General features: G+C 64.6%; 19 protein-coding genes. 9 read left to right on the top strand and 10 right to left on the bottom strand.

The annotated features are described in order from the left end of the window. Positions 1-2: 2 nt before the first annotated feature. Positions 3-1,790, bottom strand: coding sequence for a ShlB/FhaC/HecB family hemolysin secretion/activation protein (locus QCE63_RS20640; protein ID WP_309835631.1), 1,788 nt, complete (start codon positions 1,788-1,790; stop codon positions 3-5). A gap of 299 nt (positions 1,791-2,089) precedes the next feature. On the opposite strand from QCE63_RS20640, the gene QCE63_RS20635 reads away from it, so the two are divergent. Next, positions 2,090-4,483, top strand: coding sequence for an ATP-binding protein (locus tag QCE63_RS20635; protein ID WP_309835629.1), 2,394 nt, complete (start codon positions 2,090-2,092; stop codon positions 4,481-4,483). Positions 4,484-4,562: 79 nt separating this feature from the next. On the opposite strand, the gene QCE63_RS20630 is transcribed toward QCE63_RS20635, so the two are convergent. Continuing rightward, complete coding sequence (locus tag QCE63_RS20630) at positions 4,563-5,720, bottom strand: porin (protein WP_309835627.1); 1,158 nt, start codon at positions 5,718-5,720, stop codon at positions 4,563-4,565. Positions 5,721-6,590: 870 nt separating this feature from the next. On the opposite strand from QCE63_RS20630, the gene QCE63_RS20625 reads away from it, so the two are divergent. Continuing rightward, entirely contained in the window at positions 6,591-6,911 is a 321-nt protein-coding gene (locus tag QCE63_RS20625; protein WP_309835624.1) for a hypothetical protein, read from the top strand. A 53-nt stretch (positions 6,912-6,964) separates the two neighbouring features. Here QCE63_RS20625 and QCE63_RS20620 read toward each other — a convergent pair whose 3' ends face one another. Both QCE63_RS20620 and QCE63_RS20615 read right to left on the bottom strand, forming a co-directional pair. After that, positions 6,965-7,252, bottom strand: coding sequence for a hypothetical protein (locus QCE63_RS20620; protein ID WP_309837287.1), 288 nt, complete (start codon positions 7,250-7,252; stop codon positions 6,965-6,967). 102 nt (positions 7,253-7,354) lie between these two features. Continuing rightward, entirely contained in the window at positions 7,355-7,744 is a 390-nt protein-coding gene (locus tag QCE63_RS20615) for a hypothetical protein (RefSeq protein ID WP_309835621.1), read from the bottom strand. 15 nt (positions 7,745-7,759) lie between these two features. Between QCE63_RS20615 and QCE63_RS20610 the strand changes: the two genes are divergently transcribed. After that, positions 7,760-7,951 (top strand): hypothetical protein, encoded by a 192-nt coding sequence (locus QCE63_RS20610; protein ID WP_309835619.1) that lies wholly within the window; start codon positions 7,760-7,762, stop codon positions 7,949-7,951. Positions 7,952-8,064: 113 nt separating this feature from the next. Here QCE63_RS20610 and QCE63_RS20605 read toward each other — a convergent pair whose 3' ends face one another. The 3 genes from QCE63_RS20605 to QCE63_RS20595 all read right to left on the bottom strand — a co-directional run bounded on the left by QCE63_RS20605 (position 8,065) and on the right by QCE63_RS20595 (position 11,723). Then, positions 8,065-9,504 carry an MFS transporter gene (locus QCE63_RS20605; RefSeq protein ID WP_309835617.1) on the bottom strand — a complete coding sequence of 480 codons (1,440 nt, stop codon included), beginning with the start codon at positions 9,502-9,504 and terminating at the stop codon, positions 8,065-8,067. Positions 9,505-9,616: 112 nt separating this feature from the next. Then, positions 9,617-10,774, bottom strand: coding sequence for a CaiB/BaiF CoA-transferase family protein (locus QCE63_RS20600; RefSeq protein ID WP_309835614.1), 1,158 nt, complete (start codon positions 10,772-10,774; stop codon positions 9,617-9,619). A 7-nt stretch (positions 10,775-10,781) separates the two neighbouring features. After that, the gene (locus QCE63_RS20595; RefSeq protein ID WP_309835612.1) at positions 10,782-11,723 is read right to left on the bottom strand and encodes a hydroxymethylglutaryl-CoA lyase; all 942 of its coding nucleotides are present in this window, start codon (positions 11,721-11,723) and stop codon (positions 10,782-10,784) included. 143 nt (positions 11,724-11,866) lie between these two features. On the opposite strand from QCE63_RS20595, the gene QCE63_RS20590 reads away from it, so the two are divergent. Next, complete coding sequence (locus tag QCE63_RS20590; protein ID WP_309835611.1) at positions 11,867-12,769, top strand: LysR family transcriptional regulator; 903 nt, start codon at positions 11,867-11,869, stop codon at positions 12,767-12,769. Here QCE63_RS20590 and QCE63_RS20585 read toward each other — a convergent pair. Both QCE63_RS20585 and QCE63_RS20580 read right to left on the bottom strand, forming a co-directional pair. Further along, entirely contained in the window at positions 12,766-13,104 is a 339-nt protein-coding gene (locus QCE63_RS20585; RefSeq protein ID WP_309835609.1) for a cupin domain-containing protein, read from the bottom strand. The two genes, QCE63_RS20590 and QCE63_RS20585, sit on opposite strands and share 4 nt — an antisense overlap. A 108-nt stretch (positions 13,105-13,212) precedes the next feature. Then, positions 13,213-13,527, bottom strand: coding sequence for a hypothetical protein (locus QCE63_RS20580; RefSeq protein ID WP_309835607.1), 315 nt, complete (start codon positions 13,525-13,527; stop codon positions 13,213-13,215). A gap of 144 nt (positions 13,528-13,671) precedes the next feature. Here QCE63_RS20580 and QCE63_RS20575 point away from each other — a divergent pair, with 144 nt between their 5' ends. After that, complete coding sequence (locus tag QCE63_RS20575; protein ID WP_309835605.1) at positions 13,672-14,727, top strand: DMT family transporter; 1,056 nt, start codon at positions 13,672-13,674, stop codon at positions 14,725-14,727. Between the two features lie 32 nt (positions 14,728-14,759). Further along, positions 14,760-15,044, top strand: coding sequence for a hypothetical protein (locus QCE63_RS20570; protein ID WP_309835603.1), 285 nt, complete (start codon positions 14,760-14,762; stop codon positions 15,042-15,044). Positions 15,045-15,049: 5 nt separating this feature from the next. On the opposite strand, the gene QCE63_RS20565 is transcribed toward QCE63_RS20570, so the two are convergent. Beyond that, the gene (locus tag QCE63_RS20565) at positions 15,050-15,202 is read right to left on the bottom strand and encodes a hypothetical protein (protein ID WP_309835601.1); all 153 of its coding nucleotides are present in this window, start codon (positions 15,200-15,202) and stop codon (positions 15,050-15,052) included. A 142-nt stretch (positions 15,203-15,344) separates the two neighbouring features. Here QCE63_RS20565 and QCE63_RS20560 point away from each other — a divergent pair, with 142 nt between their 5' ends. The 3 genes from QCE63_RS20560 to QCE63_RS20550 all read left to right on the top strand — a co-directional run bounded on the left by QCE63_RS20560 (position 15,345) and on the right by QCE63_RS20550 (position 17,287). Beyond that, positions 15,345-15,788 carry an SET domain-containing protein gene (locus QCE63_RS20560; RefSeq protein WP_309835599.1) on the top strand — a complete coding sequence of 148 codons (444 nt, stop codon included), beginning with the start codon at positions 15,345-15,347 and terminating at the stop codon, positions 15,786-15,788. Positions 15,789-15,959: 171 nt separating this feature from the next. Continuing rightward, a complete protein-coding gene (locus QCE63_RS20555; RefSeq protein WP_309835597.1) occupies positions 15,960-16,550 on the top strand; it encodes a sigma-70 family RNA polymerase sigma factor in 591 nt (196 codons plus the stop codon). After that, complete coding sequence (locus tag QCE63_RS20550) at positions 16,547-17,287, top strand: anti-sigma factor domain-containing protein (protein ID WP_309835595.1); 741 nt, start codon at positions 16,547-16,549, stop codon at positions 17,285-17,287. The genes QCE63_RS20555 and QCE63_RS20550 overlap by 4 nt, the downstream gene beginning before the upstream one ends. Positions 17,288-17,334 lie beyond the last annotated feature (47 nt).

Here is a 17,334-nt window from a genome sequence, read left to right as displayed (position 1 = left end):
CCCTAGCTGCCGATCACGAGGAAGATCTCGCCGAGGGGCGCTTTCGAGCCGTTGGGCACGACGGCCCGCAGCGGAAAGCCATAGGTGCCGCGCACGCTGACGAAGCGCCCCATTTGCACGCGAATGCCGGCGCCGACGCTCGCCAGCGACGCATTATTGACCTCGCCGAACTCCGGGATGCGGTTCCAGACGTGCCCGGCATCGAAGAACACGAAGGGCTGCACGGCAGCGATCCCGGCCGTGAGCGCCGGCGCGCGCACCTCCGTCTGCACGTTCCAGCCGCGGTCGCCCTGCGCCGCGTAGGGTTCGTAGCCGCGCACGGTGGCATCGCCTCCCAGGCCGAGTTCCTCGCTCGGCAACAGCGTGCTGCCGGTCCACTGCGCCAGTCCGCGCGCCGATACCGAAAACCCCGTGGCAGCAATGGCCAGATCCCGCGATGCCGACAACTGCACATACTGATAACGCGGCTTCGCGCCGAGGCGCGCGGTGTCGTAGGCCACGTCGTTGCTGCTGCCGTCGAAGTAACCGGGGCTGGCGTACAGCGCGGCGTTCAGATGGGTGTCGCCGCCCACGTCGCTGTTCGAAAGATCGTAGGCCAGCACGAACTGGTGAATGTGCGTGTTGGCGTTGAACACCTGGAAGCCGCCGAATTCGAGGTCGTTGTTCGAGCGCTTGAAGTCATAGCCGAGCTGCACCTGCTGCTGCCAGGCGCCCGCGTGATCGAGCGGCGGCAAGCGCCAGTCGTAGCGCAGGCTCAGCTGGGCGCTGAGGCCGGTTTGCCCGTAGCTGTCGGGCAGACGCGGCGTACTCTGTGCAAACACGCCGAACAACTCGATGCGGTCGCCCCAACGCAGCGGCGTGACGAAGTTGAACGCATGCGCGATGAAGCGCGCGCGGTCCGGCCGCCCTTCGATTTCGGGATTGCCGCTCACGAGGTCGTTGCTCGCGGTCATCTGATAGCTGAAGCGCGCGTCGATGCCGAACAGATTGCCGTAGTCGAAGCCCGCCAGGAGCCGGTCGCGGCCCAGTGCGCGGACGCCGTCGTTGTTGTAGCCGCCGTAGACCCGGAACGGGAAGCGGTCTTCGGTTTGCAGGAGGACGTCGGTCGTGTTGAGCGCCGCGCCCGGCGCGTAGACCACATCGACACGGCGGTATGGATTCGCATTGAGCAGCGCCAGGCCGGTCGCGACATCCGCCTCGCGAATCGGCGCGCCGCTCGTCAGAGGCATCTCGCGTTCGAGCAGCGCGTCGGAAAACCAGCGATTGCCCTTCGGCACGACACGGCCAGTCCGGTATTCGGCAACCACAATCTTCACGACGCCGCCGCTCACATCCTGTTCGGGCACGTACACATCGACGAGCGGCTGCCCCGCCTCACGATAGCGCGCCACCACGGCTCGGCGAATCTCGGCGAGGCGCGCGAAGGTGAGCGGCCGGTGCAGGTCGTCTGAAAAGCGGTCGAGCAAATCGGGCGTCAGCAGCGGCAGATTCGCCGCCGTGACCGCGCCGCCTGAACCCGTCTGCGTGGCGGACGCCACGGTGGGTTCCGCGCTCGTGAAGGCCAGGCCGTGCAGATCCTGTATGGCGACGCGCTGGGAATCGTCACCGGACTGAGGCGGTTGCGGCGCTTCACGCGGACGCCCGGACGACGGCGGCGCCAGCGGCGCGACATCGCGCCAGGATTGCGCGCAGGCCTCGCGTATCGACGCGCCGCACAGCAATGTCGTGGACAGCGCCGCGGCAATAAGGCGCGAACCCCGTATGATGCGGTTTCCGGCAAGCTGAGCCATGCATGCAGTGCCGCTGCTCCGGCAATCGTCATTGGGCTTCGCATGGTATCAGCCGCGTTTGTGCCGCGCGTGTGGCCGATCGTACGATGATGCGGCCACTACGCACCCTTCGCGGAACGGTTCCTGCGTTCGCCGCGTTCGCCGCTCACGGGCTCGTCGCCCGTCCCGTAGAAATGACGCGCAGCGTGGCGCGTGACCTGTACAAATCACCGGCATGCCGCACGCGGCATGCCGTCCGACCCACCGTATCCCGCTTTTCGCAACCGGCGCGATAAAGAAGCCGGACCGCATTCAGGACGATGATGGACAAAACCTCCACCGCCGGCACCGCCCGCCCCGACCCGCGTGACGCACTCGCCCTTGACGACTGCGCACGCGAGCCGATCCACATTCCGGGTGGAATCCAGCCGCATGGCGTGTTCTTCAGCGTGGACGCGCATGGCCACATCCTGCAGGTGAGCGGCAACGTCGCGCAGTTCGCGCACCTCGCGCCCGACGCGTGCCTGGGCCACGCGCTGTCCGACGTGCTCGGCCCGGCCGCCAGCGAGCGCGCGGTCGCGAGCCTGAAACACCTGTCACGCGACGGCATGGCGCTGCACGTGGGCAACGTGATGCTCGATGGCTGGACCTCGCATGGGCCGATGGCGATCATCGTGCACCGGCATGACGGACTGCTGTTCGTCGAAGTCGAGCCGGCGCAGGACACCGCCGATGTGTTCTCGACCATTTATCCGCTGGTGCGCTCGTTCGTCACCGAAGTCCAGACGATGCGCACGGTAGAACAGCTGTGCCAGTTCGCCGCGACGGAGATCTCACGCATCACCGGCTTCGGCCGCACGCTGGTCTACAAGTTCGACGATGAAGGCCACGGCAACGTGCTGGCCGAAGCCGTCGATCCCGGCTATCCGTCCTATCTGCGTCAGCATTTCCCGGCCTCGGATATTCCGGCGCAGGCGCGCGAGCTGTATCGCAGAAACCGCATCCGTTTGATTTCGAACGCCAACTACGAGGCCGCGCCGCTCGTTCCCATGCTGCATCCGCAGACGGACCGTCCGACCGATCTCACGTATGCGTCGCTGCGCAGCGTGTCGCCGGTTCACTTGCAGTACATGCGCAACATGGGCACGCTCGCTTCGATGTCGATGTCGATCATCGTCAACGACACACTCTGGGGCCTGATTTCCTGCCACCACGCGACACCGCGGCTGCCGCCCTTCGAAGTGCGCACCGCGTGCGAGCACGTCGCGCAGATCGTGTCGCTGCAGATCGAGGCGCGCGAGACGCAGGACGAGGCGCATTACCGGCTCGAACTGCGACGCATGCTGTCCAAGCTGCTCTCGTCGATGGCGAATACCGACAGCTTCGTCGAAGCGCTCGTCAACGACCCGTCGGACCTGCTCGGCTTCACGCGCTCGTCGGGGGCCGCGGTGATCTTCGAGGGACGCACGTCGCTGGTCGGCGTGACGCCCGGCGAGCAAGCCGTGACCGCGCTGGTCGACTGGCTCGACGACCAGAGCGAGGATGTAGTGATGTCGGACCATGCGTCGCAGGATTGCCCGGCGCTGGCCGGCTCGCCGGACGTCGCGGGTTTCCTGGCGGTGTCGATTTCGAAGATTTATCGCAATTACGTCGTCTGGTTTCGCCAGGAAGTCGTGCAGACGATCGAATGGGCCGGCGATCCGCGCGCCAAGCTCACCGGACAGGCCGAGTCGCTCTCGCCGCGTCTCAGCTTCGAAACCTGGACCGACGTCGTGCGCGACCGCTCGCTGCCATGGCGGCCCGCCGAGCGGGAAATCGCGCTCGAGTTTCGCGCGGCGATGCTCGGCATCGTGCTGCGGCGCGCGGAAGAAATCGCCCAGCTTGCGACCGAACTCGGCCGCGCCAATCACGAGCTGGAAGGTTTTTCCTACACGGTCTCGCACGATCTGCGCGCGCCGCTGCGGCATATCGTGAGTTTTGCGGACCTGCTCGCGCAGATCGACGGTGACAAGCTCTCCGAGCGCGGACGCGGCTATCTGGAGCGCGTGGTGACGTCGGCACGTTTCGGCGGCCGTCTGGTCGACGACCTGCTCTCGTTCGCGCAACTGGGCCGCGCGGCGTTGCGACCGCATCAAGTGGACGTGCGCGCGCTCGTCCACACCGTGATCCAGAACGACATCGACGAATCATCATCCGCGCGCGTGCGCTGGACGGTGGACGCGCTGCCGCCCGTCGAAGCGGACCATGTCTTCCTGCATGTGGCGTTGACGAACGTCCTGTCCAACGCGGTGAAGTTCAGCGCGCAGCGGCCACAGCCGGAAATTGATGTCGGCGCACAGGAAGGCAGCGGGGAATTGGCCGGGCATGTCGTGTATTTCGTGCGCGACAACGGCATCGGCTTCGACATGCGCTATGTGGACAAGCTGTTCGGCGTGTTCCAGCGCCTGCACGTCAGCGATGCCTTCGACGGCACCGGCATCGGACTCGCGAATGTCCGGCGCATCATCGAGCGGCACGGCGGCAAGGTGTGGGCGGAAGGCACGCCCGACGCCGGCGCGACCTTCTATCTCGCGCTGCCGAAGCAGTATCGACCGGAGAGCGGCGCGCGGCGCGACACGGCGGCAACGGCGCTTGCGCGGCTCGTCGCGGGCACGGGCGGCACGGCGTATGACGTCGGGCAGATCATCGGGGGCTCGGAGCCGGCGAAGGAGTAGCGTCCTTCCTCCGCGTCAAGACAAAGCGGCCGCGATCTCCCAATCGCGGCCGCTTTGTCGTGTTGCTGCCAGGTTCCGCTTAGAAGCGGTGACGCAGGCCCACCGTTGCGGCAACCTGGTTCCCCGTGGACGACGGCGACAGGGTGTTGATCATCGCCACGTTCGCGCGGGCATTGCCGAGCTGACCCGAAGCATGCTGATACACGGCTTCGACATAGACGTCGGTGCGCTTGGACAGCATGTAGTCGGCTTCCAGCGAGAAGGTCTGCCACTTCGGATCGCCCGAGCCTTGCGCACCCGACACCTTGCCGTCCGTGTAGGTGTAGGCGGCGTCGAGGCTCAGCGCCGGCGACAGCATGTAGCGGCCGTTCAGCTCGAAGTTGTTCAGGTGCAGGTTCGCACCGTTCGGCAGCGCGAACGACGTGCCGCCTTGGACCCCGGCCATCAGGTTGTCGAAGTGCGTGTTGGTCCACACGAAACCGACGGTGGCCGGGCCGTACGTGTAGTTCACCGCGGCGCCGAAGGTGCGCTGCAGTTCCGCCGTCAGGTTGACGTTATTACCCTGGCCTGCCGACACCGCACCGGTGGCGTTCGGAGTGTTGAGCGAGTTGTTCAGTTGCAGGTACGCGGCGGCGGCGTTCAGCGGACCGTTGCTGTACGACGCGCCCGCACTCCACGCGCGGTTGTTCGAGAACTGGCCCGCGTCATTCGATAAGCCGTACAGACCGCCGAACTTGAAGCCCGCATAGTTGACGCTCTGATACTTCACCGCGTTCTTGATCGAGAACGAATGGTCGAGATTGTCGTTGTCGAATGGATGGGCGCTCAGGTTGTTGCCGAAGCCAGCGCCGGCTTCCGAGAACGGCCCGAGGTAATCGACCATCGAATCGTACTGGCGGCCCAGCGTCAACGTGCCGTACCGGTCGTGTTGCAGGCCGACATAGAGCTGACGGTTGAACGTCGTATTGCCTTCAATGGTGTGGCCGTTGTTAATGTTGAAGCCGCCCTCCAACTTGAACAGCGTATGCAGGCCACCGCCGAGATCCTCGATGCCCTTCAGGCCGAAGTAGCTATCCGAGAGTGAGCCGCTGCCTTGCTGCCAGTTGGTATGTCCACCGGAGTTGTTCGTGTAGATGAGGCCCGCGTCCAGTGCGCCGTACAGGGTGACACTGCTTTGCGCTTGGGCCGTGGCTGCACATGTGCCCAGCACACCCGCGATGATCAAATTTCTTTTCATGATTGTCCGAAGTCCTTTTAAAGCGAAAAGCTTCCCGGGGCCGGCTGGCTGATTTACCGGCCAATTGCCCTTGCGAAACTGGAAGTCACTTTATTCGACGGTTGTGGAAATGTGTCGAGGCTGTGGACGCAATAATATTTTGCCGATTCTGAGAATGGACAGCTGCACGGTTTCAGCTCTTTTCAAGAAAAAAGCTTCGCTGGTTTCACCAATCGAATCGACCATGGGCCATTGTTACGCTTGGGCGACGCCATTTCTCCGCATTCGGGATAAGTTAATTGCGGTCGACGGAGTTTAGTTTGCTGGCGAGCGTTGTTAAGCTTGCGTCTGCCTGCAGAACTCCGAGAAGTTATTAATGGGGCAAGGAGCGGCTTCGCGAGAGGGAGCCGCTCCTTTTTTTATTTCTGTAATCTTGCAAATCAGACTCATGCGAATCCGATTGTTTTATTTTCTTGAATGCGCGATGCATTCCGATTTCAGAAATAATTCTCGCTGGTTATAAATTAATCGCAACGGCGAGAGTTCTCTTGGGCGCTTATCAGGGGCATTGATGCCGTGGCAGGGACGCTTTCTGCTTGAAAGCCTCAGACACGGGTAGCGATTTCAAAACTGCGTGTTCACTTTGAAGAATTTCCGCATGGCGCGGTGCCATATCGCGAGATGCAAGCGCCGGCCAAGTGCAGAAGGCCGGAATTAGAGCGTTTGCTCTGACAATTTGTAACTGGCTGACAGCCCCTAGGCACGGCGGCGTACCCGCGATGGTCGCTGTGCCGCTTTCATCTGGAAACATCTTGAAGCGGAGCAAAACGTCAATGGGGTACATCCCTTGCTGAAGTAGGAGCTTCTGAGCACCAGGCTGGAACCCCCGATATGAAAAGAGGCATCACCGCAGTTTCCGTCCCCGCATTTCGACAGCGTCGACCGGCTCAGTTCGCCGAACGCGAACTACAGCATCTCGAGATGGTCCTTTCGAATTTCGTCGAACGCAATAGCTCGACCGACCGGCTTCCCCCCCGCTACTGGGACATGCGCGTCGCACAGCTCGATTCCGAGTACGACCTCGTTCCGTCGCAAAGTCAGCGGGTAGCCTCGCTGCAACGCAAGCTGGCGCTGCTCGACTCCGCGCTCGACTCCGCCTCGTCCGCCGCGGACGTTCAGGAAGGTCAGCAAAACCGGCGCGTGGCCGCCTGACTCCAGTTCGCCTTTCCAGACGGCCAATGTGCGCAGCTGTCTGCGCGAGACATTCAGTCCGTCGCTTCAGTCCATTCGTCGACCATGGCGCGCGCCGCGGTGTGCCCGCTCATCAGCGCATCTTCGGCGGAAGCAAAGATCTGGAAGTGCGCGTTCTCCACCCGTAACGGCGAGAAGGCCGTGACGGGCCGCCCCGAGCGGCTGATGGTCACGATGGCAAGATAGTGTGCTGTCAGGGGAGCCGGTTCAAGCCGGCCGTTCGCCTGCACGGCGACTTCGAGCACGAAGCCTTTATGGTTGTACGACCGTATCATTGCAGCACCCCGCCGCTGGTTGACCACGCTCAAAGGAAGCGTCGTGATCAGCAGCCAAGGGGGCTGTGCAAGACGCTTGACCCTTGCAACAAAGCATCGCATGTGCCCGTAGCCGCGCTACGGGTGCGCTCAACGCGCGCGACGAAGCACAACTTGCGCGACTTCCGAAGCCAGGTCAGCGCGCAGTTCCGCCCATTTACCGAGCAGCGAGGCATCGTCGGTAAAGAAGTAAGGCGTGTGCGACCACTGTTCGACCTGATCGCCGGCGGTAACGAGTTCAAAGATGCGAAGATCCTGATCCTCGCTGACTCCGGTGCGCACCAGTTCGCTGAAAGACTGGATACCATGCAGCTCGACATTTTGAATGCCGACGCCATGCACCACCGCCATGACCGTCTTGCCGATACGCCACGCCGCTTCGCGGCTGTCCGCGAGGACGAACGCAACGCTATTGACTGGACGTTCGAACTTCATGCGGAACAGGCGGGACTTGCATTGCTCACTGAGTTGCGTATTCATGGCGCTCGAACTTGCATGCTCCACGTGACCCGCCTCTGCTATCGATGCACCAGCATGGGCCTTGCCGCGGAAGCGAAGAAGAAGGAAGTGCGCGAGCGTCGGTTATCCACGTCGCATCGCTTAGAGCAGACGATGCAGGAGTTGTTCCCGCTCTGGCGGGTCGATCTGAGCCCCGGTGTTCAGCCAATTACATCGGCGTTCGAATAAAACTTGCGCAGGGTTGCGGAAAGCTTTTCAAGGCAGTGCGCATCGACAAGCAATTGAAAGTGCGGTGAAGACGGCTATCGGCGAACCAGTCGTCTTCGTGTCAGCACGTGGTGTCAGTGGTTCAGTTCCTCAAGCCGCAAGCCGTTGGTTCTCGGACCGAACACGCCGATCGCGAGCGCGACCAGGAGCATGCACACCGTGATGCCGGCGAACACGCCCGGCACGCCAGACTCTTTCAACAGGAACGCGATGATGAAGCCCGACATCATCGCGCCGGCGCGGCTCGCCGAATACACGATGCCGCTGGCCCGACAGCGCACGGCGGTAGGAAAGAGCTCGGTCTGGTACGCGTGATAGCACACGGAGATGGTCTGGCCCGCAAGCGAGATCAGCACCCCGAGCGCGATCAGCGCGACCGGCGACTTCATCTGACCGAACGCAAGACCGCTCGCGATTACGACGAGCGCCCCGCCGACAATCAACCATTTGCGCTGGATGCGGTCGGCATAGAACATCGCGAGCAGCGGACCGAGCGGCAGCGCGAAGGCGATGACGAACGAATACAGCAAGCTCTTCGTGACGGTCACGCCCTGTCCGATGAGCAAGGTCGGCACCCAGTTGGCGAAACCGTAATAGCCGATCGCCTGGCAGAAATTGAAGGCAATCAGCATGATGAGGCGCGCGCGATACGGCGCCTTGAACAGTTCGCCGAGCGCGGCGCGCCGATGCGACGGCTGCTCGACGAAGGCCGCGGGCGGCGACAGCGGCTGGCCTGATTCCCGCGCCACGACACGCTCGATGTCGCCGACCACGCGTTCGCCTTCTTCCGTACGGCCGTGCATCGCGAGCCAGCGCGGGCTTTCGGGCACCGCGCGCCGGATGAACCAGACGATGACCGCGCCCACCGATCCCGCCAGCACCACGATGCGCCAGCCGTCGAGGCCGAATACGGTCTCGGGCACGAGCCAGTAAGAGAGCAGCGCAGCGACGGGCGCGGCGGCGAACATCACGGTCTGGTTGAACGCCATCGCGCGGCCGCGCATGTATTGCGGCACGAGTTCGGTGACATAGCTGTCGATGGTGATGATCTCGACGCCCACGCCGATACCCGTCACGAAGCGCCAGAAGATCACGCCTTCGGGCGTGGTCTGGAACGCCATGATCGCCGAGCCGATCGAGTACCACAGCAGCGAGACCGTGAACACGCTGCGGCGTCCATAGCGGTCGGGCAACCAGCCGAAGCAGAACGTGCCGATGAACAGTCCGGCAAAGGTCGCCGCAATGAATCCGGCGATGCCGGTGAAGCCGAAGAACGCATGCGTGGTGGTCTGCAACAGACCGCTGCGGGCCATGCCCGGCGCGATATAGCCGGTGAAGATGAGATCGTAGATTTCGAAGAAGCCGCCGAGCGAGATGAGGAACACGAGCATCCACAGATGCCGTGTGATCGGCAGGCGGTCCATGCGCGCGGAGATCTGCGCGCCGGGCGTCATGTCGACGCGGATGTCAGGCGAGGCGAGCGGCTCTGCGACCGCGCTGAAGGTAGGCTGCATTGTCTGTGTCTCCTTGATGCGTCCGTGACTGCCGCCTTGTTCCGGCCGACAACGGACCCATGCCACTCTGTAGGCGACGGCGCGGATTGTTATATGCGCCTGTCGCGAAGCATCACGCCGTGATGCGCTTCGTCAGTTTGGTCAGCTGTCCCAGCACTTCTTCGGTATGTTCGCCCACGGCCGCAAGCGGTTGCCGCACGCCGGGCCGGCGTCCGCCCAGCGTGAGCGGCAGAAGGACGACATCGGTCGAGCCGCCGTCGTCGGTCTGCATCGGCACGAGACCGCCGCTCGCTTTCAGATGCGGATCGTCGAGCAATTGCTCGGGACGCACGATGGGCGCATACGGAATGCCGGCCGCTTCGAGTTTCGGCGCGAGTTCGTCCGCGCGCTGCAACGCGAGAATCTCGCCGAGCCGCGCGAGCAAGGCCGGGCGCACCGCGACGCGCATCGCATTGGTGGCGAACGCCGGCTCGCGCGCGAGGTCGGGACGTTCGAGCACGTCGCACAGCGTGACGAACTGCTTGTCGCTCACCGCGCCGATGAACAACTGCTCGTCTTCAGCGAGCGTGAACACGTCATACACGCTCCAGGCCGATACGCGCGACGGCATCGGCGGCGGCGCTTCGCCGGTCATCGCATATTGCTGCATGTGTTGCGCCGACAGGAACACGCAGTTCTCGAACAGCGCGCTCTGCACTTCCTGGCCGCGGCCGTCGCGCTCGCGTTCGCGCAACGCGGCCAGCACGCCGATGGCGCCGAACATGCCGCCCATGATGTCGTTCACCGACGTTCCCGCGCGCAGCGGCCGTCCCGCCGGACCGGTCATGAAGGCGAGTCCGCCCATCATCTGGACGACTTCGTCGAGTGCGAGACGCTTTTCGTACGGGCCGGGAAGAAAACCTTTGTGCGAGACATAGATCAGCTTCGGATATGACTTCGACAGCGTGTCGTAGTCGAGTCCGAGCTTCGTCATCAGGCCGGGACGGAAGTTTTCGAGCAGCACGTCGCAGCCGCCGATCAGTTCCAGCGCGGCTTCGCGTCCCTCGTCCGTGTGCAGGTCGAGTACGACGCTCTTCTTGTTGCGATTGAACGAGCGGAAGAAGCCCACGCCGAGGCCCGGCAGGTTGCGCGTCTTGTCGCCGCCGGGCGGTTCGATCTTGATGACCTCGGCGCCGAGATCCGCGAGGATCATGCCGCAGGTCGGTCCCATCACCATGTGCGTGAACTCGATCACGCGAATGCCTTCGAGCGGCAGGGCTGAATGAGTCATAGGGTCCTCAGGCTTCGATTGCGGAGGGTGATGCGAATGTGACGGGAAGGCCCGCAAGGGCAAGCGCGCCGTGCAGCGTTTCGCCTTCGAGCCAGTGCGCGAGTTGCGCACGCAGCGACAACAAGGCACGAAGATCGATGCCGGTCTCGATGCCCATTTCGGCGAGCATGAAAGCGAGGTCTTCGGTCGCCGCGTTGCCGCTCGCGCCCGGCGCATGCGGACAGCCGCCGATGCCAGCGAGCGTCGCATCGAAGCGCGCGACGCCGGTGTCGAGCGCGGCATGGACGTTGGCGAGCGCGAGGCCGCGCGTGTCGTGGAAATGGCCGCACCAGAAGCGCTCGCCCGCGACGCGCCGCGCCTGTTCGAACAACTGGCGCACGGCGGCAGGGCCCGCATAACCCACGGTATCGGCGATGCTTACGCGGTCCGCGCCCGCATCGAGCAGCGCCTGCATGAGGCGCAGCACCTCGGCGGGATCGACGCGGCCCTGGATCGTGCAGCCGAACGCCGTGCCGATGCCGCCCTCGATCAGCGTTTTCGCCCCCGACGCATCGCGCGCCGCGCGCATCCGCGCCACTTCGTCGATCACTTCCTGCGGCGTCTTGCGCAGGTTCGCGAGGCTGTGCGCGTGGCTGGCGGAAAGCGGCACGAGCATGAGATCGGCTTGCGCGTCGAGTGCGCGTTCCGCGCCTTTCAGGTTCGGCACCAGCACCGAGACGAACACCTCGGGCAAGCGCTTCGCGAAGGCGACGAGTTCGGCCGTGTCGGCGAGTTGCGGCAGCAGGCGCGCGGGCACGAACGACCCGACTTCAATTTCGCACTGGCCCGCCGCGTGAGCGGCAGCGATCCATTCGATCTTGCGCGCCGTCGGCATGAGCGTCTGAATGCTTTGCAGACCGTCGCGCAAACCGACTTCGCGGATCACAGCGCGCGGGGGGAACGCGGACATGAGCTTTGTCTCCGTGTTTTTTCTGAATGTTCTTCACTCTAGACATTCCGCAATCGTGCAGAAAGCGGTAATTTGGAAGCCTCACGCTTCCGGTTCGGAATGTCTCCGGATCATTCAGACCTTCAACGGAGCATCGGCCCGCCATGCGCGACATCGACCTGAAAACGCTGCGTCTGTTCGTGACGGTCTGCGAGCACCAGAACATCGCGCGCGCGGCGCAGGAGGCGCATATCGAGCCGTCGGCCATCAGCAAGCGCATCGCGCAGCTGGAGACGGCGCTCGGCGTGCCGCTCTTGACGCGCTCGCGACGCGGCGTCGAGCCCACACCGGCGGGCGGCGCGCTGCTGGAACACGCGCGCAGCGTGCTGTTCACCATGGAGCGCATGGCCAACGACGTCGCCGCGTTCGGCGGCGGTCTGGTGGGGCGGGTGAGCATTTGCGCGTCGGCATCGGCGATTGCGGAGGCGCTGCTCGACGATATCGCCTCGTTCATGCGCGAGCCGGCGAACCAGAACATCAAGGTGGACGTGGAAGAGCGGCTGTCGCACGAGCTCGTGGGGCAGTTGCGCGAAGGCGTGGCGTCGGTCGGCGTGTGCTGGGACAGCGTCGATCTGCGCGGCCTGCAACACCGTACGTACCGGCACGACCAGCTTGCGCTCGCGGTGCCGCCGGATCATCCGCTGGCAGAGCGGCGTTCGGTGAGCTTCGAGGAATCGCTCGCGTTCGAGCATGTCGGCCTGCCGCCCGCCACCGCGGTTCACACGATGCTCCAGCGCGCAGCGGCGCAAGCGGGCAAGTCGATGTCGTATCGCGTGATCGTGTCGAGCTTCGACGCGGCGTTTCGCGTCGTCGCGGCCGGGTTGGGCATCAGCGTCGTGCCGATGGAAGTGGCGGGCACCTACCGGCAGGCGCTCGGCATCGCGGCGGTCCCGCTGTCCGATGATTTCGCCGCGCGCCGCTTCGTGATCTGCTTCCGGGACTTCAACGCGTTGCAGCCTGCGGCGCAACGCCTCGTCGACCATCTGGAAACACGGGCGCGGCGCTAGCCGGGCGCTGCGCAGAACACGGTTTCGGCGTCTTTCTTTTCGATCGTGAGATTGACGGAGCGCACGCCGCCCGGACGCGTGCAATGGACCTTGCCGGCCGGCACCGTCAGCAACTCGCCGGCGTGCAACTCGACCGGGCCTTCCTCGAACTCGATGACCAGCGTGCCCTCCACCGCGATAAACGTCTCGTCCGAGTCCGGATGGAGATGCCAGCGGTAAGGCGCGTCCATCACGCTCAGGTGGACGGCGTGATCGTTGACGCTCGCAATCACGCGGTTCAGGTAGCCGTTGCGGGCGGCATCGGCGAGGGCGGCGTAGTCGATGGAATCGGTCATGTGCGCACGTAATCGATCAGCTGGAACGCTTCAGCCTAACGCCGCACGCAACGCGGCACAAACGAATGTTTCTGACACGTATGTGAGCTTCATTCACGCATGCGCGTTTCAGATACCGCCCTGAACAGTCGCGTTGTTCGCATGCCCCATGATGGCCGCGAGATTGCCGATGACCGGCGACGCATACGTGACCGGCGGCGCATCGAGCGGCAGCGGCGCGGGGCCGGAATCCGTCGCGCGGGGATAAACGGGCAGCGGCGGCGCGCTCTGGGCGCTGGACGCCACCGGAAACACCGGCCCGCCGAGAATACCCACGCCGATGAACGGATGCGCGTAAGCCACCGTCGCGATGCCGAAAGTCAGCTTGGCCGCCAGGATGAGTTTCTTGAGCATTTTCATTTTTTGTGCGCCGATCGTTTTCATGGTGTCCTCTCCTCATTGCCCGCTTGTTTGTCGATGGAAGAAGTCTGCACCGCGAGAATGAGAGAAAAATGAGCGCGTCCACCGGGGCGCGCTCGTGACGATGCGTTCTAAACTGACCCTTGCCGCCCCCTGAGCCTCCTCGCCATGTCCAGCCGCTTCACCGCCATCCTGATCGCCCTCGGCGCCGCCGCGCTGTTCGGCGCCGCCACGCCCGTCGCCAAGGTCCTGCTTGGCGGCGTGCCGCCGTTCATGGTCGCGGGATTGTTCTATCTGGGCAGCGGCATCGGCCTGGGCGGCGTCATCCTGCTGCGACCGGCGAGCCTCGACTCGAACGGATTGCGGGCGCGCGAGCTTCCGTGGCTCGCGGGAGCGATCGTCGCGGGCGGCGTCGTGGCCCCCGCGCTGCTGATGCTCGGGCTCGCCAGCACGCCCGCCTCGACCAGCGCGCTGCTGCTCAATCTCGAAGGCGTGCTGACGGCGGCCATCGCGTGGCTCGTGTTCCGCGAGAACGTGGACCGGCGCGTGGTTCTCGGCATGGCGGCGATCGTCGCGGGCGGCGTGGTGCTCGCCTGGCAACCGGATGGCGCGACAGGCAACGGCCTGCCGGGCGGTGCGTTGTTGATCGTGCTGGCGTGCGCGTGCTGGGCCATCGACAACAATCTGACGCGCAAGATCTCGGCCGCCGACGCCACGGTCATCGCGTGCGCGAAAGGGCTCGTCGCGGGCGTGACGAATCTTTGCATCGCTTTCGCGCTGGGCGCGCGTCTGCCCGCGCCGGCGCCACTGTTCGCCGCAATGGCGACCGGTTTCGCCGGCTATGGCGTGAGCCTTGTGATGTTCGTGATCGCGCTGCGTCACCTCGGCACGGCGCGCACGGGCGCTTACTTCTCCGTTGCACCCGTTTTCGGCGTCGCGATTTCACTGGCCCTCTGGCCGCATACGCCGGGCGCGCTGTTCTGGATCGCGGCCGCGTTGATGGCCTTCGGCGTCTGGCTGCACGTGCGCGAACGTCACGAGCACGAACACACGCACGAGCGGCTGCAGCACACGCATCGACACTCACACGACGCGCATCATCAGCATGAGCACGACTTCGCGTATCACGGCGACGAACCGCATACGCATCCGCACGAGCACTTTCCGATCACGCATACGCACGCGCATTTTCCGGACGTTCATCACCGGCACGCACACGGCTAGCGCAGCATTCACCACGAGAAAAGGAGACGCAGATGGAACGCCCGGACTACGCACAGGCCATCGCGCAATTGACTGGCGCGGCGGAATTGATCGCGGCAGACGCGCCCGCCGATCAGCGCGCAGAAGCCTTCGAAACGCTCGCGTACTTTCGCTTGCTGAAAGGGCGCGTGAATGAAACGAACGCGCCCGCCGTGTCCGACAACGAGCTCTTCAAGGACACCGCAATTGCCGCACTCACGCTGGCGGGCCGCAAGGAGTTTCTCGCAGCGGCTGCGCTGCTCGAACAGGCGCGCGGCCTGTTACGCGGCGAGCAGTGAACGCTTCAGAACAGTTCCATTTCCAACGGCATCAAGTTGATCCGCTTCACCGCCGTGCGACGCTCCACGCCGTCGTCATGAATCGACCGTATCATCACGCGCTGCCCGCGCGCCTCCCCAAGCACTTCGACAATCCTGTTTCGATAACGCGCAAGCATGCCGCGTGACGGCTTGCGCTTTGTGCTCTTGCGGAGGGAAACTGCGGACATGGCAGATGACAGCGATTTATGACGGCCACATCATAACGACGCGAACGTCATCCCTCAATTACTCTTCGTCCCCAACGCGACCCGCCACACCATGCGCCGAATCACTGTCCGGACTTCGCCCGTTCATGGCCGGGGCGTCTTCGCCCTCGCCGATCTATCGCCAGGCACCCTGCTGCTCGAATACAAAGGCCTGCGAGTTTCATGGAAGGAAGCGCAACGGCTGCATGCGCGCGCGAGTCCCGAGGACGGCCATACGTTCCTGTTCGGTCTCGACGACGGCCGCGTGATCGACGGCGCGCGCGGCGGCAATTCGGCGCGCTGGCTCAATCACAGTTGCGCGCCGAATTGCGAGGCGGAGCAGGACGGCGAGCGCGTGTTCATCCGCGCCATCTCGCCAATCGAATGCGGTCAGGAACTGTTCATCGACTATCGTCTGACGGTGGAAGGCCGGCGCACCGCGGCCGTCAAGCAGCTCTATGCATGCCGCTGTCTCGCGAGCGCGTGCCGCGGCACGATGCTGTCGCGTTCACGCTAGGTTCCGGCCGTCAGCGAAACGTCCCGCGCATCCCGCGCGCCGCGACATCCGTATGGAGTGAAGGGAAGCGACGGAGCGGAAAGCGAAATGGTGACTGGGACTGAACGGCGGGCGGCAATGCTATATTGCGCGACATACTCAGCATGGAGCGCAGTGCGGCCCTTTCTGCCCATGACGGACCCTTTTTCCGGCAGCACCAACCCTTCCGCCGACGCCGACCGTCAGCGCCGCGAACGTACGAACCAGTTGCTGGTGAGCGTCGCGAGCGGCGACGAGCAGGCGTTTGCCTCGCTCTACCGGGAGACATCGGCGCGTGTGTTCGGCGTCATCGTGCGCATGGTGCATGATCGCGCCGAAGCCGAAGACATCCTGCAGGACGTCTACGCCAGCGCCTGGCGCCGCGCGGATACATTCGATCCCGCGCGCGGCAGCGCCATCACGTGGCTCATCACGCTCGGACGCAACCGCACGATCGACCGCTTGCGTCAGCATCGTGAAGAACTGCTCGGCGACGATGAAACCCCCGAACTCGCCGACGAAGCCCCCACGCCCGCCGCCGCCGCGGAATGGAACGAGGAGCGACGCCGCCTCGAACTGTGTCTGGACCGGCTGGAAGCGCAACAGAAGAGCGCGGTCCGTGAAGCGTTCTTCACAGGCGCCACCTATAGCGAACTCGCGCAGCGTCTCGCCGTGCCGCTCGGCACGATGAAAAGCTGGATCCGCCGCAGCCTGATGCAGCTCAAGACCTGTCTCGAACAATGAACACGCCCCTTCGCGACGACGACGACCTGCGCTGCGCCGAGTACGCACTCGGCGTGCTGGACGCGAGCGAGCGTGCGGCGTTCGAAGCCGACGTGACGCGCGACGCCGCCCTGCAACGCCTGCTCGACGCATGGCAACAACGGCTCGCGCCGCTCGCGCAGGATATCGGCCCGATTGAACCGCCCGCGCGCGTCTGGACCCGCATCCGCCGCGACCTGGGTTTCCTGTCGCCGCAAGCCGAACCGGGTGAAGCGCCAGGCAAGCGCTGGTGGGACAGCCTGAGCCTGTGGCGCTGGCTGACCATCGGCGCGAGTGTCGCCGCGCTCGTGCTGCTCGGCGTGAATTTCAACTGGACGCGTCAGGCGACGCAGGCGCCGGCCACCACGGCCGCATCGAGCGAGTACATGGTCGCGTCGATCGCGCCCAAGGACGGCGTCGCGCACTGGACCGCGACCGTCGATGTGCGGCGTGCGCGCATGGTCGTGATACCCGCCGCGCGCGTCGCCATGCCGGCGGGCCGCACCACGGAACTCTGGCTGATCCCGCCGAACGCCAAGCCGATCCCGCTCGGCGTGTTCACGTCCGACCAGCCCGCGACCATGTCCTTGCCGCCCGAGATCATGGCGCAGTTGAACGCGCAGGCCGTGCTTGCGGTGTCCGACGAACCGTCGGGCGGATCGCCCACCGGCGCGCCGACCGGACCGGTGCTCGGCACTGGCGCCATGCATACAACCTGACGCGCGTTATTGCAGGGCAGGCGTGAGCGCAACCGCGCTCCGCCGTG

It is taken from the genome of Caballeronia sp. LZ065 (assembly GCF_031450975.1).
Classification (GTDB): Bacteria; Pseudomonadota; Gammaproteobacteria; order Burkholderiales; family Burkholderiaceae; genus Caballeronia.
Note: the sequence above shows the minus strand (reverse complement) of the source record. Positions and strands in the feature narration are given on the sequence as shown.

Bases quoted from the DNA above. Each gene is read 5' to 3' on its own strand.
- QCE63_RS20640 (WP_309835631.1), bottom strand. From the start codon at position 1,790: ATGGCTCAGCTTGCCGGAAACCGCATCATACGGGGTTCGCGCCTTATT.
- QCE63_RS20635 (WP_309835629.1), top strand. From the start codon at position 2,090: ATGATGGACAAAACCTCCACCGCCGGCACCGCCCGCCCCGACCCGCGT.
- QCE63_RS20630 (WP_309835627.1), bottom strand. From the start codon at position 5,720: ATGAAAAGAAATTTGATCATCGCGGGTGTGCTGGGCACATGTGCAGCC.
- QCE63_RS20625 (WP_309835624.1), top strand. From the start codon at position 6,591: ATGAAAAGAGGCATCACCGCAGTTTCCGTCCCCGCATTTCGACAGCGT.
- QCE63_RS20615 (WP_309835621.1), bottom strand. From the start codon at position 7,744: ATGAATACGCAACTCAGTGAGCAATGCAAGTCCCGCCTGTTCCGCATG.
- QCE63_RS20610 (WP_309835619.1), top strand. From the start codon at position 7,760: ATGCTCCACGTGACCCGCCTCTGCTATCGATGCACCAGCATGGGCCTT.
- QCE63_RS20605 (WP_309835617.1), bottom strand. From the start codon at position 9,504: ATGCAGCCTACCTTCAGCGCGGTCGCAGAGCCGCTCGCCTCGCCTGAC.
- QCE63_RS20600 (WP_309835614.1), bottom strand. From the start codon at position 10,774: ATGACTCATTCAGCCCTGCCGCTCGAAGGCATTCGCGTGATCGAGTTC.
- QCE63_RS20595 (WP_309835612.1), bottom strand. From the start codon at position 11,723: ATGTCCGCGTTCCCCCCGCGCGCTGTGATCCGCGAAGTCGGTTTGCGC.
- QCE63_RS20590 (WP_309835611.1), top strand. From the start codon at position 11,867: ATGCGCGACATCGACCTGAAAACGCTGCGTCTGTTCGTGACGGTCTGC.
- QCE63_RS20585 (WP_309835609.1), bottom strand. From the start codon at position 13,104: ATGACCGATTCCATCGACTACGCCGCCCTCGCCGATGCCGCCCGCAAC.
- QCE63_RS20580 (WP_309835607.1), bottom strand. From the start codon at position 13,527: ATGAAAACGATCGGCGCACAAAAAATGAAAATGCTCAAGAAACTCATC.
- QCE63_RS20575 (WP_309835605.1), top strand. From the start codon at position 13,672: ATGTCCAGCCGCTTCACCGCCATCCTGATCGCCCTCGGCGCCGCCGCG.
- QCE63_RS20570 (WP_309835603.1), top strand. From the start codon at position 14,760: ATGGAACGCCCGGACTACGCACAGGCCATCGCGCAATTGACTGGCGCG.
- QCE63_RS20565 (WP_309835601.1), bottom strand. From the start codon at position 15,202: ATGCTTGCGCGTTATCGAAACAGGATTGTCGAAGTGCTTGGGGAGGCG.
- QCE63_RS20560 (WP_309835599.1), top strand. From the start codon at position 15,345: ATGCGCCGAATCACTGTCCGGACTTCGCCCGTTCATGGCCGGGGCGTC.
- QCE63_RS20555 (WP_309835597.1), top strand. From the start codon at position 15,960: ATGACGGACCCTTTTTCCGGCAGCACCAACCCTTCCGCCGACGCCGAC.
- QCE63_RS20550 (WP_309835595.1), top strand. From the start codon at position 16,547: ATGAACACGCCCCTTCGCGACGACGACGACCTGCGCTGCGCCGAGTAC.